19 protein-coding genes are annotated in these 21,961 nt (G+C 31.7%); 7 read left to right on the forward strand and 12 right to left on the reverse strand.

Annotation, left to right across the window (positions count from 1 at the left end; translation table 11 throughout):
* The 3 genes from ACXAHM_RS14920 to ACXAHM_RS14930 are packed head-to-tail and all read right to left on the reverse strand — an operon-like array spanning nucleotide 1 to nucleotide 3,143.
* Nucleotides 1-675, reverse strand: coding sequence for a DUF1573 domain-containing protein (locus ACXAHM_RS14920; RefSeq protein WP_474961255.1), 675 nt, complete (start codon nucleotides 673-675; stop codon nucleotides 1-3).
* 40 nt (nucleotides 676-715) lie between these two features.
* The gene (locus ACXAHM_RS14925; RefSeq protein ID WP_474961256.1) at nucleotides 716-2,092 is read right to left on the reverse strand and encodes an exonuclease domain-containing protein; all 1,377 of its coding nucleotides are present in this window, start codon (nucleotides 2,090-2,092) and stop codon (nucleotides 716-718) included.
* Nucleotides 2,093-2,150: 58 nt separating this feature from the next.
* Entirely contained in the window at nucleotides 2,151-3,143 is a 993-nt protein-coding gene (locus ACXAHM_RS14930; protein WP_474961257.1) for an endonuclease/exonuclease/phosphatase family protein, read from the reverse strand.
* Between the two features lie 303 nt (nucleotides 3,144-3,446).
* Between ACXAHM_RS14930 and ACXAHM_RS14935 the strand changes: the two genes are divergently transcribed.
* The 3 genes from ACXAHM_RS14935 (at nucleotide 3,447) to ACXAHM_RS14945 (ending at nucleotide 5,752) form a co-directional block, all read left to right on the forward strand.
* Nucleotides 3,447-3,941, forward strand: coding sequence for a low molecular weight protein-tyrosine-phosphatase (locus ACXAHM_RS14935; RefSeq protein ID WP_474961258.1), 495 nt, complete (start codon nucleotides 3,447-3,449; stop codon nucleotides 3,939-3,941).
* A gap of 4 nt (nucleotides 3,942-3,945) precedes the next feature.
* Complete coding sequence (locus tag ACXAHM_RS14940; RefSeq protein ID WP_474961259.1) at nucleotides 3,946-4,857, forward strand: N-acetylmuramoyl-L-alanine amidase family protein; 912 nt, start codon at nucleotides 3,946-3,948, stop codon at nucleotides 4,855-4,857.
* 109 nt (nucleotides 4,858-4,966) lie between these two features.
* Nucleotides 4,967-5,752 (forward strand): toxin-antitoxin system YwqK family antitoxin, encoded by a 786-nt coding sequence (locus tag ACXAHM_RS14945; protein ID WP_474961260.1) that lies wholly within the window; start codon nucleotides 4,967-4,969, stop codon nucleotides 5,750-5,752.
* Nucleotides 5,753-5,790: 38 nt separating this feature from the next.
* On the opposite strand, the gene ACXAHM_RS14950 is transcribed toward ACXAHM_RS14945, so the two are convergent.
* Complete coding sequence (locus ACXAHM_RS14950; RefSeq protein WP_474961261.1) at nucleotides 5,791-7,350, reverse strand: tetratricopeptide repeat protein; 1,560 nt, start codon at nucleotides 7,348-7,350, stop codon at nucleotides 5,791-5,793.
* A 433-nt stretch (nucleotides 7,351-7,783) separates the two neighbouring features.
* On the opposite strand from ACXAHM_RS14950, the gene rocF reads away from it, so the two are divergent.
* Nucleotides 7,784-8,749 (forward strand): arginase, encoded by a 966-nt coding sequence (gene rocF, locus ACXAHM_RS14955; protein WP_474961262.1) that lies wholly within the window; start codon nucleotides 7,784-7,786, stop codon nucleotides 8,747-8,749.
* 58 nt (nucleotides 8,750-8,807) lie between these two features.
* Here rocF and ACXAHM_RS14960 read toward each other — a convergent pair whose 3' ends face one another.
* The 6 genes from ACXAHM_RS14960 to ACXAHM_RS14985 form a co-directional block, all read right to left on the reverse strand.
* On the reverse strand, nucleotides 8,808-9,971 hold the full coding sequence (locus tag ACXAHM_RS14960; protein ID WP_474961263.1) for a THUMP domain-containing class I SAM-dependent RNA methyltransferase: 1,164 nt from the start codon (nucleotides 9,969-9,971) through the stop codon (nucleotides 8,808-8,810).
* 159 nt (nucleotides 9,972-10,130) lie between these two features.
* A complete protein-coding gene (gene cmk, locus ACXAHM_RS14965; RefSeq protein ID WP_474961264.1) occupies nucleotides 10,131-10,811 on the reverse strand; it encodes a (d)CMP kinase in 681 nt (226 codons plus the stop codon).
* 122 nt (nucleotides 10,812-10,933) lie between these two features.
* Nucleotides 10,934-12,337, reverse strand: coding sequence for an LptF/LptG family permease (locus ACXAHM_RS14970; protein WP_474961265.1), 1,404 nt, complete (start codon nucleotides 12,335-12,337; stop codon nucleotides 10,934-10,936).
* A 124-nt stretch (nucleotides 12,338-12,461) separates the two neighbouring features.
* A complete protein-coding gene (locus ACXAHM_RS14975; protein ID WP_474961266.1) occupies nucleotides 12,462-13,016 on the reverse strand; it encodes a hypothetical protein in 555 nt (184 codons plus the stop codon).
* A 3-nt stretch (nucleotides 13,017-13,019) separates the two neighbouring features.
* On the reverse strand, nucleotides 13,020-16,379 hold the full coding sequence (locus tag ACXAHM_RS14980) for a UvrD-helicase domain-containing protein (protein WP_474961267.1): 3,360 nt from the start codon (nucleotides 16,377-16,379) through the stop codon (nucleotides 13,020-13,022).
* 24 nt (nucleotides 16,380-16,403) lie between these two features.
* The gene (locus ACXAHM_RS14985) at nucleotides 16,404-17,117 is read right to left on the reverse strand and encodes a LytR/AlgR family response regulator transcription factor (protein ID WP_474961268.1); all 714 of its coding nucleotides are present in this window, start codon (nucleotides 17,115-17,117) and stop codon (nucleotides 16,404-16,406) included.
* A gap of 116 nt (nucleotides 17,118-17,233) precedes the next feature.
* Between ACXAHM_RS14985 and ACXAHM_RS14990 the strand changes: the two genes are divergently transcribed.
* Nucleotides 17,234-18,499, forward strand: coding sequence for a M48 family metallopeptidase (locus tag ACXAHM_RS14990; protein WP_474961269.1), 1,266 nt, complete (start codon nucleotides 17,234-17,236; stop codon nucleotides 18,497-18,499).
* Nucleotides 18,500-18,555: 56 nt separating this feature from the next.
* Here ACXAHM_RS14990 and ACXAHM_RS14995 read toward each other — a convergent pair whose 3' ends face one another.
* Complete coding sequence (locus ACXAHM_RS14995) at nucleotides 18,556-19,005, reverse strand: RrF2 family transcriptional regulator (RefSeq protein ID WP_474961270.1); 450 nt, start codon at nucleotides 19,003-19,005, stop codon at nucleotides 18,556-18,558.
* Between the two features lie 200 nt (nucleotides 19,006-19,205).
* On the opposite strand from ACXAHM_RS14995, the gene ACXAHM_RS15000 reads away from it, so the two are divergent.
* Nucleotides 19,206-19,442 (forward strand): hypothetical protein, encoded by a 237-nt coding sequence (locus ACXAHM_RS15000; RefSeq protein WP_474961271.1) that lies wholly within the window; start codon nucleotides 19,206-19,208, stop codon nucleotides 19,440-19,442.
* Between the two features lie 189 nt (nucleotides 19,443-19,631).
* Here the strand turns inward: ACXAHM_RS15000 and yjjX are convergent, their stop codons facing one another.
* A complete protein-coding gene (gene yjjX / locus ACXAHM_RS15005; RefSeq protein WP_474961272.1) occupies nucleotides 19,632-20,168 on the reverse strand; it encodes an inosine/xanthosine triphosphatase in 537 nt (178 codons plus the stop codon).
* A gap of 115 nt (nucleotides 20,169-20,283) precedes the next feature.
* Between yjjX and recN the strand changes: the two genes are divergently transcribed.
* Nucleotides 20,284-21,939 (forward strand): DNA repair protein RecN, encoded by a 1,656-nt coding sequence (recN, locus tag ACXAHM_RS15010; RefSeq protein WP_474961273.1) that lies wholly within the window; start codon nucleotides 20,284-20,286, stop codon nucleotides 21,937-21,939.
* Nucleotides 21,940-21,961: the final 22 nt, after the last annotated feature.

Consider the following 21,961-nt stretch of genomic DNA (forward strand, 5'->3'; position numbering starts at 1 on the left):
TTAATTAACAATAGTCTGCATCCTGATTAGAATACTTTTTTCATCAGTGATGAGCTTAAAATAATCTCTTGAAGCTCCTTCTTCAGCAAATTTTATTTTCAATGGAATGAGAACGACCTCACCTTGTTCAACATTCCTCGGAAATTCTAATGCTTCCGCTTTCCCTTTTGTATTGAGTGATTCTAACACCAAAGGTTTAGCCCCAATATTAGTAATGTATAAAGGAAATACCACTTCATCACCTTGATTACCTTGTAGTTGAATTGAATAATTAGAGAGGACAGGAATTGCTTTTTTCTTCTCCATCCACCTTACATTATACTCCAATGGTATAGATACAAGATTCTTTAAATTCGTCACATTTCCTTGTAATGAGATCGAATATTGTGATATTTTAGCATCTGTTAATAAAATTATACTTCTGTAGAATGGTGTTTCCCCTTCTATAGGTTTAAAATTGACACTAAGCACAGCCGCATCGCCTGGGTTTAACCATTCGTGTGAAAATGTAGCTTGAGAACAGCCACAATCTGTATTTACCTTGAGTAAGTGGATTTTATCTGTCCCAATATTTTTAAAAGGAATATTAATTTGATATATATCTTCATAATAAACATTACCAAGATCTATATTTTGATTACTAAATTCCAACACACCATTATTTCCAAAAGCCAAACTTTCACAAATGGAAATCAGTAATAAGACTAAAAAATATCTAGTAATAAATTTTTCTTTCAATCCCTTTTTTCTTTCTTAAAATTCCTCTAATTATTTTATTGACATCGGCATTATTAGGGTAGGAAGTAATTACTTTTTCCAAATCCTTAGCTTCATAATGCTTGTTCATTTCTATATATCCAAAGCCACGGTAAATACCTTTAGCAATTTGAACAACCGCTCGTTCATTCTCATTACGACCTTTATCTATTAAAAACATATTGGGCACACCATAACTAAAACGCATCGCTGCTTGCTTTGCTCTTTTGTTATATTCTTCTACGGTTTCTTCACCTACACAAGCTCCATTACATGTTTTAAGATGATATCTAAAACAAGCTTTATCACTGTGATCAATTCCTGATAGTTTTTGGCAAAGTATATTTTTGTCAACCATTCTATCAAGAATTTTTTCAGCTTCTTTTCTAGAAAAAGTTGTCGTAATTGGATTATCACCTTCAGATAAAGGTGCTATTGAAAAATTGATATAACCATTAGCATCAACACTTTGGTAAATGCCGAAAAATGTTTTTGATCTCCTCTGAGCACGATTGAATTTTGGCAAATTCTTCTTGATCTCATCCGATTCCAAAAGTAATGCTACCAATTCACTTCCCGTCAGAGTTGTTTTTACATCTCTCACCATATCTGCCATCCTTTCTGCTCTAGGAGTAGACTTATTAGCGAGATGTTGTAAGATTCTTTTTCTAATATTTTTTGATTTCCCAATATAAATCAGTTCATCATCTTTGTCATAAAGATAATAGACACCTGTTTCATCTGGTAAACCATCAATCACTTCTTTAGACAATTGATAGTGTTTTTTTGAAGAGTACACATCATAGTCCGTCATCTCCTCAATCACTTCTAATGCATTGGGTTGCTTAAGTAATAATTGAAATAGTTTTGCTGTAGCTTCTGTATCTCCTATTGCTCTGTGTCTTGAGCTATGAGGAATACCAATTTCATCACAAAGTTTACCTAAGCTATATGATTTTTTACCCGGTAATAATACTCTAGATAATTCTACAGTACAAACAGAGTTTCTTCTGTATTTATAACCTAATGATTTGAATTCATCTTTAACGAAGTTGTAATCGAAATCTGCATTATGAGCTACAAAAAGACAATCTTTTGTAATTTCAACTACTTTTTTTGCGATTTCGAAAAATTTTGGAGCATTGCGTACCATTCCATTTTTTATCCCCGTTAAATTTTGGATAAATGGTGGTATACTCATTTCAGGATTGACAAAAGATTCAAAACGATCTATCTCAACTCCATCTTCTAAAATGATGATTGCTATTTCAATTATTCTCCCCCCTTGAGCAACTGAACCTCCTGTTGTCTCAAGATCTATTACCGCATACTTCATAAGCTGACAAAGCTAATAAAAAAAGCACTCTTTTACAGAATGCTTTCTTATGATTTCGCTATTTTTTTAGTTTCAGCTTCGTATAAACAGGAAAGTGATCAGAGACTTGCCCAAAATCAGTTAAAACTTTCCAATCTATTAACTCAAAATGCTTGGTTGAAAAGAAGACAAAATCAAGTTGTTCAATTGGTGTATCTGTTGGATATGTCAATGTATTCTTACTTAATAAATCTTCCTTTGCACACATTGCTCCAATTCTTTCATCATTATAAAACTCTAATACACCTTCTTCTTTGTAAGTTGGATCACTATTAAAATCTCCAACCATAATTACAGGCATTTCTTTTTCAACTCTTAAGAACCAATCTTTAAGAAATCGAATTTGTTTCTCTCTAGTTTTTACATCAAAAGCTTCTGTATGTACATTGAAAACCATTACATCTTGTCCTCCAACATTTATCAAAATTCGTTCTGCCAAACGATCTAAATACATCGCAGAATAGTAGTAGGGATGACTTTTCACTCTAGCCAATTCAGTTCTTTCGTGATCTTTAATTTCAAAATCAGTTAAAATTGCTTGACCACTAAGCATCTTACCAAAGTGAACAGACGGAGGAAAATACGGAAAAGGAACATACGTTTTATCCCAATTTATAGTCATTGCTCCATTTGCGTATCCTAATTCTTTACCTATCACTTCAAATTGATTGACTTCATATGAACGATTTCCACCATAATCTATCTCTTGTAAAGCCAAGATATCTACGCGGTTTTTCTTTAATTCTGCTAAAACTTTATCCATATTTTGCTGATAAAATTCCTCAGTAGGTCTTACCGAAGTATTATTGGTCATACCAGATAGATATCCAATATTATAAGAAATTACAGATATAGTAGAATCACTATTACTGGAGTTAGATTTTTCAAAAGTAACAGTCTTTGCATATTCAGATTTCTCTAGGTTGGGAGATTTTGCCCAAAAGAAAAATGCAACAGCCGCTCCAATTAAAATTAAAAGGAAATAGAGCACTTTGAGTAAAATTTGTTTCATTATGTATTCAGAATATAGTCAAAATTACCTCAGAAATCAATTATCTCTTTTAATGATTTCTGAAGTACAAAAATTAAAAAATCTTACCACAAGTGATAGACATCTCAAATTAATAACGAATTACTCAAAACTTTATCATTTTTAAGAAGAAAATTACACTTTCGGCATGATTTATTATTATCAATAAATATTGAATTAATGATTTATTACATTTCTAGCATTTATTTTCGATTTTATCTTACAAAATTTTAAAAATTTGTTAGATTGCATACTACATAAAGAGATTTTTTAAACATTTTTTGAATGAAGTCTACTGTCAAGGTAATTTTTGTCTGCCTAGGTAATATCTGTCGCTCCCCGTTAGCGGATGGATTAATGCATCATAAAGTATTAGAAAGAGGAATTGAAGAGTATTTCACAATAGACTCCGCTGGAACATATGCGGGTCATGCTGGCGAAAGAGCAGATTCAAGGATGCGTTCAACTGCTAAAAAACATGGTGTAGAATTAGCTTCAATTGCAAGACAATTTACAAAAGAAGACTTCGACAATTTTGATTATATAGTTGTTATGGATGATAGCAATTATACTAATGTGACTAGACTTACAAATGATCAAGGTCAAATAGCGAAAGTTGTTAAGTTAAGATCATTTGACAATCAAGCTTCAAATAAGGATGTAGATGACCCCTATTATGGTGGAATTTCTGGTTTTGAAGATTGCTTTCAAGTTGTTTCAGAAAGTGTAGATAATTTTTTAGAACAATTGGTTCAAACCCACAACATTCCAACTCCTTAACAAAATGGAAAAACTTCGACACTACAACTTCTTTATCACGATCATCCTTTTTTCTCTACTGACATATTCATCAGAACTAAAAGCACAAAAGAAAAAAACGTATGTAGTGGTAATTGACCCCGGACACGGTGGCAAAGACCCTGGCAAACCCAGAGGCTCATCATCTTATAAACATGAAAAAGATTTAAACTTATTGATTGCAAAGAAGATAGGACTTCTAATGCGTCAACAGTTACCGAATATACAAGTCTATTACACACGTACAAGTGATAAATATGTAAGCTTAGAAGATCGTGTTGATTTTGCAGAAGTTGCAAAAGCGGATTACTTTTTAAGTATCCATAGTAATTCAAATCCAAATAAATGGATTGTAGGCGCCAAAGCTCATGTAGATACTGATCAAGATGAAGTAAGTGTTGAACTTGCTAAAGTTTTATTAAACTCAATTGAGAAAAAAACACTGATTCAATCTAGAGGCATGATGAATAAAAGTGATAGAGGTTACAATCTTTATGTACTTAAAAATACATCAATGCCTTCAGTCCTAATTGAATGTGGTTTCTTGTCTAATCCTTATGAAAGGAAATATATTAATTCCACAAAAGGACAAAATGATATTGCAAACGCTATCTTTTTAGGCTTTAAAAATTTCCATGAGCAAAAGAATGTTCCTCAAGGAAATAATTATAGCATTCAGATATTGGCTACCAATAAGAAAGTTCCTAATTCAAATCCACAGTTTAAAAAACTATTGGCAAAAGGACATCTTATTAAAGAGCATCAAGTAATCAGAAATAATAAAAAAATATATAAATATACTGTAGGCAATGTTCCTACGACTCAAACTGCTCAATCATTAAAATTACGTATCCGTAATTTAGGATTCAGCGACGCTTTTGTGGTCAAACTCCCTTAACAATTTAACCACATTTTATATAAGCTCATTTCGGTGAATTTGATTATAAATCATTGAAATGAGCTTTTCTTTTTATATTTTGACGGAAATAAATAGACAAACAAAGCAAATGAACATTAAGAAATTATTTTTCCTTCTTTTAGGAATTACAATCCTAATTGGATGTGAGGAAAAACAAACAAGTAAAGGAGGAAAAATCGAAAGAGCTACATTTGGTGGAAGTGACGAAATCAAACAAGGCTTACACATATATAACTTTGATAATTCTAAAAAGAAAAGAGCTGAAATCAATTATACGGATGGAAAAAAAGACGGTATTGCTAAAGAATACTACAAAAATGGTCGTCTCAAACAGACCATAAATTATGTAATGGGGAAAAAACAAGGAGTTTCTAAAATGTATCAACAAGATGGTAAAACTCTTTATAAAGAAGCTTATTACGAAGACGGTATCGTTGTTCAAAGAAAGTACTTTTACAAGGATGGTACTTTAAAATCTGATGCATCATATATTGATGGAAAACCAACTATACACTTAAAAGAATATTATAAGTCAGGTAAATTAAAGACGAAGTATCCAAAAATACAGGTCAAAGAAAATGACGATACTGCTTTATATGATCAAGTTGTGTTGGAGGTTACATTATCAGAAAAAAGAAAAAATGTTCGCTTCTATGTTGCTAAAGATGAAAAAGCCAAGATAGAAACCATTGATCTTAAAAAATATGACTTAACACCAGTAGCTATGGTTGATAAAAGAGGTGTCATAGAATTTAAAGTACCAAAAGAACATCATATTATGGCAAAACTGCCAATTTATGCAGAATACACTACGATAAGTGGTCGAAAGAAAATAGATAAGCTGATTTACAATTTATACGTAACAAACTATTAAAAATAAAGCCTTCACTGTGAAAAGTGAAGGCTTTATTTTTAGAGCATATTGAGTTTTGTTGTTAAATTATAGGCATTCGGAAAATAAGATAAACCTTTCTTAAAGGCATTCCTTGCATTGGTTATTTGATTTCTTTTGAAATAAATCATTCCCAAATGATCATAGATTGTGACAACATTTTGTTCTGGAACTTGATAATGCTCAGCTGGATCATAGATTTGTTCAAACGCATCAATATTTTTCTTTGCTGTTTTCAAATCCTTCTGCATTAAAGCATCGAAAGCATTTTTGAAATATATCTCCAATAAGATTACTTGTAATTCCGTTCGATCTGTTAAAACTGGGTATTTTTCAAATATAGATTCCAAATATGATAACCTTGCATTTAAGTCAACTCTATAGTTTTTCATACAATTCTTGATCACTGATGCATTAATTAAGTTATTAACTTCCATATTCTTGGGCATCATTTCATAAGCCTGCATAGCATAGTCTATCGCTTTATCAAATTCCTCTTTTTCATAATAATAACGGCCTAACATTTCATAATGATCTAACTTGATTTTTTCTTGTGTAGTACTATCTCCAATATTCTCCAGGATTTCATAATACTTCAGATAGGTATCAACATCATTTTTATTAATTACCCATTCTTGTAAAAAACCATAATGCTCAGAAGTAAATGTTGAACTTGAAAGGTTACTATTATAGTCAAAGAACTTTGATAATTCTTTAAGTATCATGGCATACTTTTCAGTATATGGCTTATCCTTTGCTAACTTTTCAATATTTATATTGACAATAATCTCTTCAAATATCTCATTTTGTTCTATGAAATAAGCCTTTTTATATTCCTCTAGTGCTTCAGATAATTTTTCTTCAACAACATCTTGATATGCTTCATTAGAATATAACCAAGATATTAACTTTCGAAAATTGATATCAGTATCGCTAAAGAAATACTCATTAAAAACTGCATTAACTCCTTTAGTTTTTACTTCTTGAGCAGTTACTACCTTATCTGCAATAAGTTTATTAATGATATTTGATTTCATATTATCATTAATCGCTATAACTCCACTTGATCCAGGAGACGTAGATTCCATTATAATATCATATTCCTTTGGATATGCTGTTAAATAGACATGATTAGGTTTTTCTTTAATTTGGTAAGGAATATTGTAATGATCCAGAACCATTGCATATATCGCAGTAGCAGTGGCACAATTGTACTCTCCAATCGTAAATGCTTTATAAAAAGGGATCACTTCTATATATTTTGTAAACAAAGAGCTATGTACCTCTTTATAAATGACCTGAATCTGTTTCTTTGGCTTTTTTAATGTTATTTTCATCTTATCCAAATTACTGTAGATAGCATTCATTTTTGTCTCTACTTTTTGAATAAGTAATGCATCAGGATTACCTCCCATTTCAACCAATAAGGGTAAAAACAAAGTGGAATCATTTATGAAATCAGAAAAAGCAACTTTTTCTCTTTCCGTAGAAAATTTTAGTTCATCAATTGTATAATACTCCTGAGCATAAGAAAATCCAGAGTTAGTCAATAATAAAATAAAAAATAATAATTGCTTCATTCTTGGCAGAAGTTTGTCTTAATGGAATAATTTGTTTGCTTTCAGCAATATTACTAAATAATCTTTCCTTTTAAAACAGACCGATTAAACTCATTTTTGTTTGCAGTTATTACATTTTAACTCTATAATTGTATAGAATTTAAAATTAGTCAACATGTACACATTACAACAAACATATTCCCAGTATGTTATGGATGGTCAATTCTTCGACCCATCTCAGTTGTTGGCGTTCTCATAATTCAATTTTCTGTAGAAATACATCTTTTAATTAAAATAGGTTATCCTATTTCCGTCTACTATTTTTTCCAATAGCTAGACCTCAAACACATAGACAATTTTTGCATACACGCACTACTGCATACCCTTTTACATTCAAGTAATAAAGGGCCTATATAAACACATATCTACACATAACATAAAAAGATTAACACCTATGGAAAATATAAAATTACTAACTGTACGTTCTGAAATCGCAGCAGGTACAAGAGGCGCTGGCATGGGTATAGATGCCCTTATTGTCGCAAGTTTAGATCAACAATCTACTTTCTTTAAAGAAAATAAAGTTCAGAATATTGATGATGTAAACAACATCTTATTTAACAACAACAACTACCCTCATGCTAAGCATATCGATGGTGTTCACACGATGTTAAAAAGAGTTTCAAATCACACTTATGAAACGCTTGAAAATGGTGAAACACCTGTAGTATTGGCGGGAGATCACTCTACTGCAGCAGGTACTATTTCAGGTATTAAGAAGGCCTATCCAAACCAAAGGTTGGGTGTAATTTGGATTGATGCTCATGCAGATTTCCATTCTCCTTTTACAACACCATCAGGAAATATGCACGGCATGCCTTTGGCAATGGTTAGTGGTATTGATAACCTTGAAAGTGCCATTAATAGTCCTTCTGAAGAAACATTAGATTATTGGGAAGACATCAAAAATGTTGGTATCAATGGTCCAAAAATCGTTCCTTCAGATGTTGTATTTATTGGTGTAAGAGACACAGAAGGCCCCGAAAATGAGATCATTTACCAACATAATATCCGTAATATCTCAGTAGCTGAAGTAAGACAACATGGTGCTGAAAAAGCTTCTCAAATTGCTTTAGATCAATTAAAGGATTGTGATATTATTTATATTTCATTTGATGTAGATAGTATGGACCCTTCAATTAGTAGAGGTACTGGTACTCCTGTAGAAAACGGATTAACTGTAGAAGAAGCAATGACTTTGAATACTCTTTTAGTTAGTAATGAAAAAGTAGTTTGCTGGGAAATGGTGGAAGTAAATCCTACTCTAGATCGGGATAACGTTATGGCAAACAATGCCTTTAGAATTCTCAATAAAACTGTAGAATCGATAAAAAAGAAAGCTATGTTAATGGTTGGATAAAAGGAAAAGCCTATCATTTTCACATCAAATGATAGGCTTTTATATTGCTTCGAGGTTTTTATTTCGTACCTCTGTACATTTCAAATTTTGCAAGACGACATTCAATTGATCCATTATACAATTGAATTTTCTTACTTGGTCTTAACCCAACATATTTCAATGCTTTCATATTTCCAGAGAAGATCCAAGCATCATATCCACTGAAATCTTGCTTTAACTTATCTCCCATTTTTTGATAAAGCTCTTCAATATCTTTACCAATACGCTCACCATAAGGAGGATTACAAACGATGATACCATTTTCACCAATTGGCTTTCTATCAAAGAAATTGATTTTAGAGATTCTTAAATCTTCGTCTAAACCTGAACGTTCCGCATTTGAGTAAGAAACATCAACTGCTGCTCTATCGATATCTGAACCTACAATAGGAACTTCAATCTCTTTTCTATTTCTTTTGGCTTCTCTAAAAATCTGATTGAATAATCTACGATCATAATCTTTCCAATTCATGAAAGCAAACTTCCTTTTTAAACCTGGAGGTGTATTACTTGCGATCATGGCTGCTTCAACAAGAAGGGTTCCTGAACCGCACATTGGATCCAAGAAAGGCCTATCACCTTTCCATCCTGTCATCATGATAATCCCTGCCGCTAAAACCTCATTTAAAGGAGCTTGACGTTGCTCAGAACGGTAACCTCTCCTATTTAAAGCCTCTCCTGAGCTATCTAAAGATAATATACATTCACGTTGTGAAACATGAATATGGATCAACACTTCGGGGCTCTTCACATCCACATTAGGTCTTCTTTTAAAAACCTCAGAAAAGTGATCTGCAATAGCATCTTTTACTTTTAAAGCGACATATTTGGAGTGACGGAATGTATCCGACCATACAGTATGATCAATTGCAAATGTACCGTCAACATCAATATATTTTGCCCAATTTACTTTCTTTGTTTTTTCATAAAGGTCCTCTTCGCTTCTTGCTCTAAAGTTCTTTATTGGAAGTAATATTTTTAAAGCAGTACGAACATGTAAATTCGCTTTATAAAGGATTTCTTTATCTCCTTCAAAAGTAACCGCTCTGTTCGCAACTTTTACATTTCTAGCACCAATTGCTATTAATTCGTCTTTTAATAATTCTTCCAAGCCAAAGAAGGTTTTGGCTGTCATTTTAAAATCTTGTTCTGCCAATGCTCTATATTTTAAATATTTCCGCAAAGGTAAGCAGAAAAAATAGTATTCTTAAGGCAAACATACATTCATTGACAATGTGAAAGGCTAAAGTGTAATACTGTATTAAAATAATCTTATGTAAATAAAAAAAGAGTCCACCCATTTTATTGAGTTGACTCTTCTAGGTATAGTAAAATTACTTTACTATTCATTTATTTTCTTCTTTGCCAATTTTAAGATACTTTCTACTTGTTGATCAATTGTCAAGTAAGATGTATCTACAACAATAGCATCTTCCGCTTTTTTCAATGGGCTTTCTTTACGAGTAGAATCCAAATGATCTCTATTGCTAATATCAGCTTCCACATCTACAAGGTTAGTAGCCACACCCTTCGCTTCCATCTCTTTCAAGCGACGTTTTGCTCTAACAGTAACATCTGCTGTCATAAATACTTTTAATTCAGCATTTGGAAAAACTACTGTACCGATATCTCTACCATCCATTACAATACCTTTCTCTTCACCCATTTTTTGTTGTTCAGCTACATTAAAGACTCTCACTTCTTTAATACTAGCTACATCACTTACTCGACTTGTAATCTCCATATTTCTGATAAATGGCTCAACATTCACATCATTAATATGAATATCACCAATACCTGTAGATGGATTTAACTCAAATTTTAAAGATATATTTTCTAAAGCATTATTTACTTCATTCATATCTGAAAAATCAACTTCATTTTTCAGAAAGTAATAAGTAACGGCTCTATACATGGCTCCAGTATCAATAAAAATATAATCTAAAGCTTTTGCTACTGCTTTAGCTGTAGTACTCTTACCACATCCTGCGTGCCCATCCAGAGCTATAATAATTTTCTTCATAAATTTTCTATTTCAAACGCTAGCTTACTTAGAATCATAGAAATATAAGCTTACGAATATAAAAAGAAAACCCTATGTATTCTAAAAAACACATAGGGTTTTTATATAAACTAAGAAGGATGCTACTTCTTAAATAAATTTCTAAACATTACAGCGTAGTAATCAGTATCGAATAACTTCACATCGTTTTTCGCTTGAAGGGTAAAGAATAGCCCCATCACGAATAAGAAGATATTTGACATCCAAGCACCTAATATTGGATCAATAAGTAATTCTTTCGCCATCTTTTCACCTGTAATCGTCAAGATATAATAGATTACGAAGAAAAATACTGATACAAGTACTGGAACTCCTAAACCACCTTTCTTGATAATTGCACCAAGAGGGGCACCAATTAAGAACATCATTAGAATAGCTACAGCAGTAGCAATTTTCTTTTGAACATCTAATGTATATTTCACTTCTTCTCTCATTTGATTCTTATGTCTAGAAGCATTAGACTTTAGAACGTTATAGAAACTTGAAGCACTGTTATATGCTGAAGATGCAATTCTTAATTTATTCTCCTTTGCAGAAGGATCATATTCTTTCTTAGATACTTTTTCCTTGTCATGCTCATTCTTATTTGATGTATAGCGATAGTAGAATTGTGTTTTACCATTTTTCACTAACATATTGCTATAATCCACCATTGCCTTATTTAGAGAGTCTTGCTCGTCTAAAAGTTGTGTACGGTTTTTCATCAAATTATGTCCCATGAATAAATCTTCTTTTGTTTCATTCATAGCATATGATGCCATGCTGAAATAAAATACTGAAGAATCAAACTCTGAGTGTACATATTGAATATCAGCCTTACTTTTTTTGTCTTCTACTTCACTATAAGCATTCCCTTCGTAAAGTGTCAACATCATAAAAGTATCATCGTTGATCAGCTGCATTTTACCATGATTGGCTAGAATTACTTCTTTATTTCCACGATGACCTTCGTGCTTATAAATAATAACATCATGGATACCTTCACCATCTTCATCCTTCTTAGCTACTTTAATGCTATACCCTTCTAAACCATCATAGAAAGCACCTTCCTTAAGGTTTATCGTAGGCTTAGTTTGTTTAATATCATAAAGTAAACTATATGCTTTTAGATTGGCATGAGGGACAATCGTATCATTATAGACTAATTGAACTAGCGTTACTACCACAGTAAATAAAAATACTGGGCGCAACACTCTTAAAAGAGAGATACCTGCTCCTTTGATTGCTGTAAGTTCTGAATGCTGTCCTAAACTACCGTAAGTCATTAGTGTAGCAAGAAGTACGGCTAATGGAAGTGCCACAGGTACTAATGCTAAAGCAAACCAGAAAAATAATTCTATGTATACGTCATAACCTAAGTCTTTACCCAAAAAGTAAACAAACTTAGAGATCATATACTGAGACCAAAAAATAAAAAGTACAATTGACGATGTTAACGCAAATGGACCTATGTATGCTTTTAATAATAGCTTATCTAGCTTCTTCATACTTTATAAGTGTGATTTTCTATACCCACAGTTTTTTAATGGGTAACGCAAATCTAAAAAACTGCTTTTTATTTTGTGTATTCTTTTTTGATGTATAGCAAGTTTTTAAAAACTTTAACAACCTTTAATCCATATATTCATCTACAGCATCTTCAATTGCTCTCATTTTACTTTTTGAGAATTGACCATATGTTACGTAAAGAATTTTTCCTTCGGGAGAAAGTATATAAAAATAAGGGTCAGCTTTATCTCCTAAACCTAAAGCTTTTTTATGTTGTTTTACGTCACCCATTATAATCGCAATATTTTCATGAAGCTTAGCATCAATCTTCTTTTTCATTTGTCCTTTGATTGATTTTTCAGCCGTTTTTGCTATTCCTCTTGCAAGTGCAATGAAATACATATTAATATCATATGTATCGGTATCAAAAAAAGTAGATTTTGGAGGATTGATAAATTTATCATAAATCGGCTGCATCCAAGTTTCAAGATTGTCTTGTGATTTCTTTGAATAAGCGACACCAATTAAGGTAACTTTTCCTTTTGCTGCACCTGGCAAAGTAAGTTTCTTATCTTTTAAAGTTTCTGCTTCCATAGTGGGAAACTGCTGACCTTTTTGTGCAAAAGCTGTGGATAAAAAAATCAATAATAATCCGACTAGTGTAAATAGCTTTTTCATTAATTAAAGTGTTATTGTTTTTATGTTAATATTTTCTGTATAAACCAATAGTAAAGTAATTTCTGTATATCCTATTTTCTGAAGCTCTCGACCATAGCGTCTAATTTGTTCATCATGTTCTTTTTCATAATTACCCGTCTTATAGTCTAAAACTACCGCTTCGTTTCCTCTTATCAGAAGTCTATCAGGACGATCAACAATCACTTTATGCATTTCCTGTTTGATAGGAGTTACAATTTCTGATTCGTTAAGCACTTCATATCCTGATTTTTCATCAAAATACATCTCTAAATCTGGATGATAAACCACATCAAAAAGCTTTTGAATGTAATCTCCTTTTTCAGTAGAAGAAATAAATCCATTTACTTCCAAATTTCGGACCGCATCATGAACATCTTCTTTATATTTTATCCTTTCAAAAGCTTTATGAACTAAAATACCACTTTCCTGGGCCTCAAGAATATCTATGAAGGTAATTTCTTTTTCGCCTTGCTCATAAACACCACTTTTCAACCTTAATTTATCTGTATTATCCGTATGTGTGATATTTATTCTATGTAATTGCTCTTCTACCTCTTCTACCTCTTTCCCTTCTGTGTTATCGTTAAAGAATTGAAATTCATGAAATAAGACATCATCAATAGTATCTGAAGCTAATTCTGTAGGTTTTACTTTATGGATATATTCTAAAATTGGAACAGAAACTGTATCTTTTGTTTCCGTTTTATCTCCATTCTTTTTCACCTTTGCTTCTTCAGTAATAAATAAATGTAAGTACTTCTCTGCTCTCGTTGTTGCCACATACAACATATTAATAGCATCGATATAAGTATCATTACATTCCGAGAGATATTCTTCTTCAAATGGAGTGTCTTCAAGTTTTGAATTCAAAGGTAATTGTACAGCATTAAGTTCAGGAATCACATCATTACCTTCCCAATCAAACCACTTTGCATCTCCTTTTTTAGGTATTGTAGACCAATCTGCAAAAGGCAACAATACTATAGGAAATTCTAGTCCTTTTGATTTATGAATACTTAATATTCGAACTGCATTGGTATTTTCAGGAGTAGAAATCGATAAAGAGTCTTTCTTATTTTCCCATTTCTGTAAAAATTCCTGAGCGGAGTTTCCATTTTTCTCTGAATGTTCGAGTATAAAATCTAAAAACTTAATGAGATACGTTTGTTCAGTGATACGAATATTCAACTTAAATATACGGATCAGATGCTCCATTAAATCGTATAAGGACTTTCTACGGAGATTAGAAACAGAGATTTTTATATCAAATTGATTTTCTAATAAATATTCAAATTGCTTATGATTCTCACAATCTTTTACCTTATCTCCTAGTATGATATAGCGATCTCCATTTACTTTTTCTGATTCTCCATTTACTTCATCCCAACGTTTATTTTTAATATCTTGAAAATGTCCTTCTAGAAAACGAACAATTTTCATAAATAGAATTTTATCAGCTCTTGTAACCAAAAGACGAATCATTTGAATCAGAAACTGTATACTTGGTGCTGACGAAACTAATAATGATTCACTTGAAATAACTTCAATTCCCTCTTCGACTAATTTTTCTGCAATTAGAGAACCGTATTTATTAAAGCGAACAAGAATAGCGATATCTTTCCATTGGAATTTTTTATCCGATACCAGTTCATGAATTACTTGAACAATTTTATCTAAGTTCGCCTCTTCAACTGTGCTTTTCGCTCCTACTTTTTGACAAACTGAAACTCTTACCTGACCTCCTTTTCTTGTATTGCTATTTTGGAAAACATCTTCATAAAATTGATTCAAGAGAGTATTATTATAATTCAATGCGATGTTTTTGTATAGGTCATTATTGAAAGAAATCACATTTTCATAACTCCTCCAATTTGTATCTAAGTTTTCAGGTGCAGCAGCTCCTTCTAAAGTATGTTCTTCTTCTTCTAGAGCAGTACCTTTTGCAGTTGGAATATCAGGTAAAGCAACCAACATTTCAGGTTTACCACCTCTCCAACGATAAATAGATTGTTTTGCATCTCCTACAACTAGACATTCGCCTTGATACATTGACAAGGCATGAGCAACTAAAGGAATAAGATTGTGCCATTGTGTTTTTGAAGTATCTTGGAATTCATCAATTAAAATATGACGATAACGTTCACCTAACCTTTCATACAAATATGGGACTGGTGATGCTTCTACAATTTTATTGATATTTTCACCAATTTCTGAAATATGAACCACCCCCTGTTCTTCTTTCAAAGCAGACATTTCTTCTCGAATTACTTCCGCTGTGATGATAAGGTAAATTTTATCATATACATTTTTAATCAATGTTGCTCTTTGAACTATATCAACAAGTTCTTGTGCTCTCATTTGATATATACCTAATGCACTATCAAATAAGGAAGCTGATTTTTTATAATTCGCTTTAGTGGTTAGTACACTTCCATCTGTACCATTAAATATCTTAAGAGCCGTGGCATTTGGTGTGACATCATTATCACCAATTTTACCTTCAAATTTACCTACATAACTCGATTGATATCTTCCTAAAGAATCAATTGGAACTCCAACAGCGGACATTTCACTTTTAAAATCAGCTAGTTTATCATCCTTTTCCTTTTGAAGATCAACATAAATTTGTTTCTGTAGTTTTTTAGCGAGTTGAGCATAATCATTTATACTCATTTTATCAGAGGTTGTTGGATTGATGCCCAATTTCTCAATTATTTTCCTTTGGTCTTCATCAAAAAGTACTTTACCAAATGCTTTGATTTGAGGTAAAATATTCCAACTCGTCCCCTCTTCTGCTTTTTTAATTGAAAATGTCTCAAGAGCTTCTGTCAATTCTTGATGATCAGGCTGTCCCAATTTATCCATCAACAAATATGAGGCATCTTCAATAAGTTCATCTCCATTCAATACCAATTCATAGTTGAATGGAAAATTTAGATCTCTTTTAAAGGCTTGTGCTATTTTTTGACTAAATGCATCAATTGTACTTACAGAAAAATTAGAATATCCATGTAAAATACGCTGGTGTACAATCTTAGAACGGGTATAAATACGGTTTAAAATGATTTTCTCATCTAATCCGTTCAAATCCGAAACAATCGCTCCTAACATCCCATCATCTTCTACTTTTGGTTTTTCTGAAAAAGATTTCAATTGATCCAAAATCCTATCTTTCATTTCTGAAGTAGCAAGGTTAGTAAAAGTCACCGCTAAAACATGCTGAAAATAATTAGGATTAAATTCTTCATCATAGAGTTTTAATTGTAAGACTATCTTGATGTATTCTTTAGCAAGAGTAAAGGTTTTTCCAGCACCAGCAGAAGATCTATATATTTTAAACATAAGTTGTTTCTAATTATCAAAGGGTTACCAATTTAGCTTTTCTTTTACAACATCTCTGTATGTTTTACCTATTGGAATTTCAGTTTTATCAATCCACAATGCATGTTTTTCAAAAGCTGTAACATGATTCAAATTTACAATATATGATCGATGGATGCGCATAAAATTATATTCTGATAATTCTTTTTCTAGTTTAGTTAATGAATTGAGAGAAATGATTCGATCTTGCTCTTCTATAAAATAAGACACATACTCTTTCAAACCTTCTATATATTGAATTGCATCAGGTTTTACTTTATATATTTTTTGATCTCCTTTAATATACAATGTCTTATCATCCGAAGAAATTCCTTCTAGTGATTCATTATTTTTATAATTAATCAGCTCAACCGCTTTGTTTACACCTTTAAGAAATCTTTCAAATGCAAATGGTTTTAGCAAGTAATCGACAGCATCTAATTCATAAGAAGATACAGCATATTCTGCGTAAGCAGTTGTAAAAATGACAGCTGGCGGATTTTTTAATACTTTAAGCAAATCTAGCCCATTTAACTCCGGCATTTGAATATCTAAAAATAAAATATCAATAGATTCATTACTCAAAATATTCATCGCTTCAATTGGTGATTTACAACTTCCTTTTTCAATTAGGTAAGGTGTTTTCTCTATATATGCTGATAATAAGGTTCTTGCGAGTTGTTCATCATCCACGATTAAACAATTGTAGCTTTTTTGCATTTTTCTGTTACTCTGTTTATGACTCTATTCGTGATACAAGATCTATATTTTCAATACAAATACTACTATCCTTTCACATGAATTATTAGATTTGTAAGAATTTTTTTAACACAATCATGAACGGAGATACAATATTATATATAATCGTCTTTATTCTTACGGCAGAATTTGTCTTGGAAAGAGTTTTAAGTTCTTTGAATATTAAAGCAATGAGTGATGTATTACCAGAAAAATTATCTGGTTTATACGATAGTGAGGAATACAAAAAATCTCAAGACTACCAAAGAGAAAAAGATCAACTAGGTTTTTACAGTAATACTGCAAGTTATATTTTGACCATCTTACTCTTATTAGGAGGTGGGTACGCTTGGATTGATAAATTTACAAGAGGTGAATTTGAATCGTCTACAGGTCAAGTTTTAGCATTTTTTGCAATCATCGCATTAATTTCTGATGTTATTGGAATTCCATTTGAGTTATACAATACTTTTAAAATTGAGGAAAAGTTCGGGTTCAATAAAATGACAACAAAAACTTTTATCCTTGATAAAATTAAAGGGTATGCTCTAGGAGGAATCATTGGTGGTCTTCTTTTATGGGGATTTATTGCATTTTATTCGAACTTCCCTGATACGTATTGGGTCATTGCTTGGGTTGTTTTTATGTTGTTTGCATTAGGTGCAACAATGTTTTATGCCAATTTAATTTTACCGATGTTCAATAAAATCACACCTCTAGAGGATGGTGAACTGAGAACTGCGATTGAGAAATATGCTGAAGGAGTAGATTTCCCATTAGGTAGAATTATGGTGATGGATGGATCAAAAAGATCAACGAAAGCCAATGCATTCTTTAGTGGATTAGGTGGCAATAAAAATATTGTATTATATGATACATTAATTGAAAAGCTTTCTACGCCAGAAATTGTAGCTGTACTAGCTCACGAAGTAGGTCATTACAAGAGAAAACATACTCTTCAAATGTTCTTCATTTCAGCATTAAATATGTTCATCACTTTATTCCTATTGAGTTTATTTATCAATTCTAGTGAATTAGCTGAAGCAATGGGAGTATCTAAACCCCAAGATATTATCACCAATGCAAAAAGACATATCTTATCGCCATTGAATTTGATCGCATTTTCTATGCTTTATAGCCCAATTTCTTTAGTAACAGGCTTAATTGTCAATGCATTCTCAAGAAAAAATGAATTTGAAGCTGATGCTTATGCTAAAGAGACTTCTTCTAGTGATGCCTTAATTGGTGCTTTAAAGAAATTATCTGTGGATTCGTTGAGTAATTTAACTCCTGATCCAAATTATGTAAAAATGCATTATTCACATCCTCCATTACTTCAGAGAATGGAAGCAATGGAAGATTAAACATTTTACCATATCAACAAAAAAGCTACTTAGAATTTAGGTCTAAGTAGCTTTTTTTATTGATCCAATAGATCTGATTTTGGAATTTTTCCTCCTTCAGGAATTAGATCAACTAAAGATTTTTGTTTTAGGATATCTAACTGAGCATCCCTTACGTCACACATTACTTTCTTGAGTGTACAACTTACTTCGTCTTCACAATCTTCACAAGGTTCGTAGTAATTTAAGCTTACACAAGGCAAAGGAGCAATAGGTCCTTCTATCATCCTATGAATATCACACAGTGTCACTTCATGTGGATCTTTGATAAGGTAATATCCTCCACCCTTTCCTTTTTTGCTACTCAATACCCTTCCTTTTCGAAGTTCGAGAAGAATACTCTCTAAAAATTTCTGAGAGATATGTTCTTTGTTAGCGATTTCACTAATTAAAACAGGTCCCTCTCCATATTTTGAAGCCAAAAATCGTAATGCTTTTAAGGCATATTTTGTCTTTTTGGATAACATACTAGTTCTATAGTTTATGTATTATATGCAGTTTATTGCAAATTTAATGAAGTTCTTTAATAATCTATTTTAAGATACAATATAAATACTAGAATTTTGGTATGAAGTATAATATTTCTTAGATAAAACTCTTTAAGATTAGTAAAAAATACCTATCATTGACATAAAATAAATCATAGACTTTTTTAACTATCTAAATCATGGATAAAGTTCTTGAATTTTTTGCCGTTTTATCAGATGGTCAAAAAATAACATTAGTATTAGTAGTACTAGCAGTTATTTTAGTAGCATGGAGAATTGCAAAAACAGCAATAAAACTTTTAACTATAGCTGTAATATGTATTATTGGCTTCTTAGCTTACGATAAACTTGAGTTAAGTAGTGTTGAAAAAACAGCAAGAAAAGCAAAATATCATATTAACAAAGCTGTTGAGTAAAAAATTATTATTGAAATACACATTTAATACATTACATGTTTTGTGTAAAAAATACAATAATTCTTGTTTTTTATAATTAACATTTGTTTATTGAAAGGTCGAATGATAGAAAGTTCCACTTTTTATCACTCCTCTTAACAATTAAGTGAAGGGTTTAGAAATTTTTTTTCTTCTAAACCCTTTCTTTTTTTAATATAATTTCGGATTCACTAATGGAATCATAGCCAAAATCATTGCCTGAACATAATATTCAGTCCTTCCTAAAGCATTTAACGTCAAAGATCCTACGGCTCCACCTTTTTGCTTCGATCCAACTTCATTAAAAACTTGATCATTAGCATGACCTAATTCTATTCCCTCTTCTACTAATTGCTGTACTTTTGGCGGCAAGTAAAAAACACCCGTCTTTCCTTTTCCCATTTTTCCTTGATCATCAATCACACACATCCAAGCAAAAGCCAACATTCTTCCTTCTTCATCTTTGTCAATACCTCCTTCCATACCGACCCAGTAATTAGCATCAGGCATCATTTGTTTAGCATTATTTGCACGATTAAAAGCACCTTGCCAAGTTTCTTGGTCAGTCATTGGCTGATCTGACACATCTGAAGGAGCATTACAACCTGTGACATCAAATTGAACATTTGGTAATATTTTCTGCATTCCAGACAGTGCTGCATTAATTTTTACAGGATTTTTTGATGCAACTACGATTTTTTTATTCATTTTTTAAACATTTCTTGTAAATTTGGCAAAGTGAATGTTGAAAACCATGTTTTTCTACCTCACATTTTGATTACAAACGTAATAAAGCATTGGGTTATCATCAAATAACATCGTTATGTTAAAAAATTTACTGATAAAAAATTACGCCTTAATTGAACACACTGAAATTACTCCTAATAAAGGATTAAATATAATCACAGGTGAAACTGGAGCTGGTAAATCTATCATGCTTGGAGCACTTGGTTTATTAAAAGGTGGTAGAGCTGATACAAAAGCTTTATTTGATCAAACTTCTAAATGTGTCATTGAAGGTACATTTGATGTTTCTTCTTATAAATTAAAAGAGGTATTCGATGATCTAGAATTAGATTATGAAGATGTTTCTTTATTAAGAAGAGAAATTACTCCTAGTGGGAAATCTAGAGCTTTCATCAATGATACTCCTGTACGATTAGAAGTAATGCGTAAAATCAGTGAACATTTGATGGATATTCACTCTCAACACGATACATTACAATTAGGTTCTAATATTTATCAATTAAACCTAGTTGATTCATACGGTCGTTTAGAAGGGAAAGTGGAACATGTTTTTGTTGCTTACAAAGAGTATAGAAAAACAGCCCAAGCATATCAGCATTTATTAGATGAATATCATCAAGTAAAAGAGGAATTTGAATTTAATCAGTTTCAATTAAACGAATTAGATGAAGCAAATCTAGATGATATCAATCAAGAAGAATTAGAAAAAGAGTTAGAAAAATTAGAAAACGCTGAAAATATCAAAGTGGCTTTAAATACTATATTAGAAGCACTTAGCACTTCAGATTTTTCTGCAGACTCATCAATATATACATCAATCTCAGAGATGTCTGGGTTATCTAACTACTCAGAAAGTCTTTCTAATTTAAGAGATAGACTAGACAGTTGTCATATTGAACTTAGAGATATAATTTCTGAAATTGAAAGAGAAGAAGATGAATTACTTTTCGATCAAGAGAGAATCTTCCAAATCAAAGAGACCTTAGATCAAGTTTATGGCTTACAACAAAAGCACAGAGTAAATGATCTTAATGAACTTATTGAAAAAAGAGAAGAATTAAGAACTAAGGTCGATAAAGTAGAAAGCTTTGATGAAGCGTTATTAGAAGCTGAAACAGAGAAAAAAGTAGCGTATGAAACTTTAATGGAGATCTCAGAAACCTTATCTGAAGCACGTAAAAAAGTAATTGTTCCTTTGACAGAAGAATTGAATAATGCGCTGAATGATCTAGGTATGCCTAACGGAAAAATTGTAGTTGATCAAAAGATTACGGAAGTTTCTGCATCTGGTGTAGATGAAGTTGAAATCTTGTTTACAGCAAATAAAGGACGAACGCCACTTCCTTTAAGGGATGCTGCATCAGGGGGTGAATTTTCTAGATTAATGTTAGCGATTAAATATATTTTAGCAAGTAAGACCTCTTTACCTACAATTTTCTTTGATGAAATTGACACAGGTATTTCAGGTGAAATCGCTATTAAGGTGGGTAATATTATGGAAGAAATGAGTGATAACCATCAGGTATTCACAATCAGTCATTTACCACAAATTGCAGCACTAGGTAAACAGCATTATTATGTTTACAAAGATCACGAAGGTGAAGCTACAGTCAGTAAAATCAGAACTCTAACTGAAAAAGAAAGGGTATTAGAAATTGCTCAAATGATTGGTGGTGCACAACCTAGCGAAGGCGCTATGATAAGTGCTAGAGATTTAATCTACTCAAGATAAGTCACAACTATAAAAAAGTAGG

This window comes from Flammeovirga sp. AWQ4_249 (assembly GCF_056161045.1).

Coding starts and splice junctions, on each gene's coding strand:
- ACXAHM_RS14945 (WP_474961260.1), top strand. CDS start 4,967: ATGAACATTAAGAAATTATTTTTCCTTCTTTTAGGAATTACAATCCTA.
- rocF (WP_474961262.1), top strand. CDS start 7,784: ATGGAAAATATAAAATTACTAACTGTACGTTCTGAAATCGCAGCAGGT.
- ACXAHM_RS14950 (WP_474961261.1), bottom strand. CDS start 7,350: ATGAAGCAATTATTATTTTTTATTTTATTATTGACTAACTCTGGATTT.
- yjjX (WP_474961272.1), bottom strand. CDS start 20,168: ATGAATAAAAAAATCGTAGTTGCATCAAAAAATCCTGTAAAAATTAAT.
- ACXAHM_RS14990 (WP_474961269.1), top strand. CDS start 17,234: ATGAACGGAGATACAATATTATATATAATCGTCTTTATTCTTACGGCA.
- ACXAHM_RS15000 (WP_474961271.1), top strand. CDS start 19,206: ATGGATAAAGTTCTTGAATTTTTTGCCGTTTTATCAGATGGTCAAAAA.
- ACXAHM_RS14935 (WP_474961258.1), top strand. CDS start 3,447: ATGAAGTCTACTGTCAAGGTAATTTTTGTCTGCCTAGGTAATATCTGT.
- ACXAHM_RS14995 (WP_474961270.1), bottom strand. CDS start 19,005: ATGTTATCCAAAAAGACAAAATATGCCTTAAAAGCATTACGATTTTTG.
- ACXAHM_RS14930 (WP_474961257.1), bottom strand. CDS start 3,143: ATGAAACAAATTTTACTCAAAGTGCTCTATTTCCTTTTAATTTTAATT.
- ACXAHM_RS14985 (WP_474961268.1), bottom strand. CDS start 17,117: ATGCAAAAAAGCTACAATTGTTTAATCGTGGATGATGAACAACTCGCA.
- recN (WP_474961273.1), top strand. CDS start 20,284: ATGTTAAAAAATTTACTGATAAAAAATTACGCCTTAATTGAACACACT.
- ACXAHM_RS14980 (WP_474961267.1), bottom strand. CDS start 16,379: ATGTTTAAAATATATAGATCTTCTGCTGGTGCTGGAAAAACCTTTACT.
- ACXAHM_RS14940 (WP_474961259.1), top strand. CDS start 3,946: ATGGAAAAACTTCGACACTACAACTTCTTTATCACGATCATCCTTTTT.
- ACXAHM_RS14975 (WP_474961266.1), bottom strand. CDS start 13,016: ATGAAAAAGCTATTTACACTAGTCGGATTATTATTGATTTTTTTATCC.
- ACXAHM_RS14970 (WP_474961265.1), bottom strand. CDS start 12,337: ATGAAGAAGCTAGATAAGCTATTATTAAAAGCATACATAGGTCCATTT.
- ACXAHM_RS14925 (WP_474961256.1), bottom strand. CDS start 2,092: ATGAAGTATGCGGTAATAGATCTTGAGACAACAGGAGGTTCAGTTGCT.
- cmk (WP_474961264.1), bottom strand. CDS start 10,811: ATGAAGAAAATTATTATAGCTCTGGATGGGCACGCAGGATGTGGTAAG.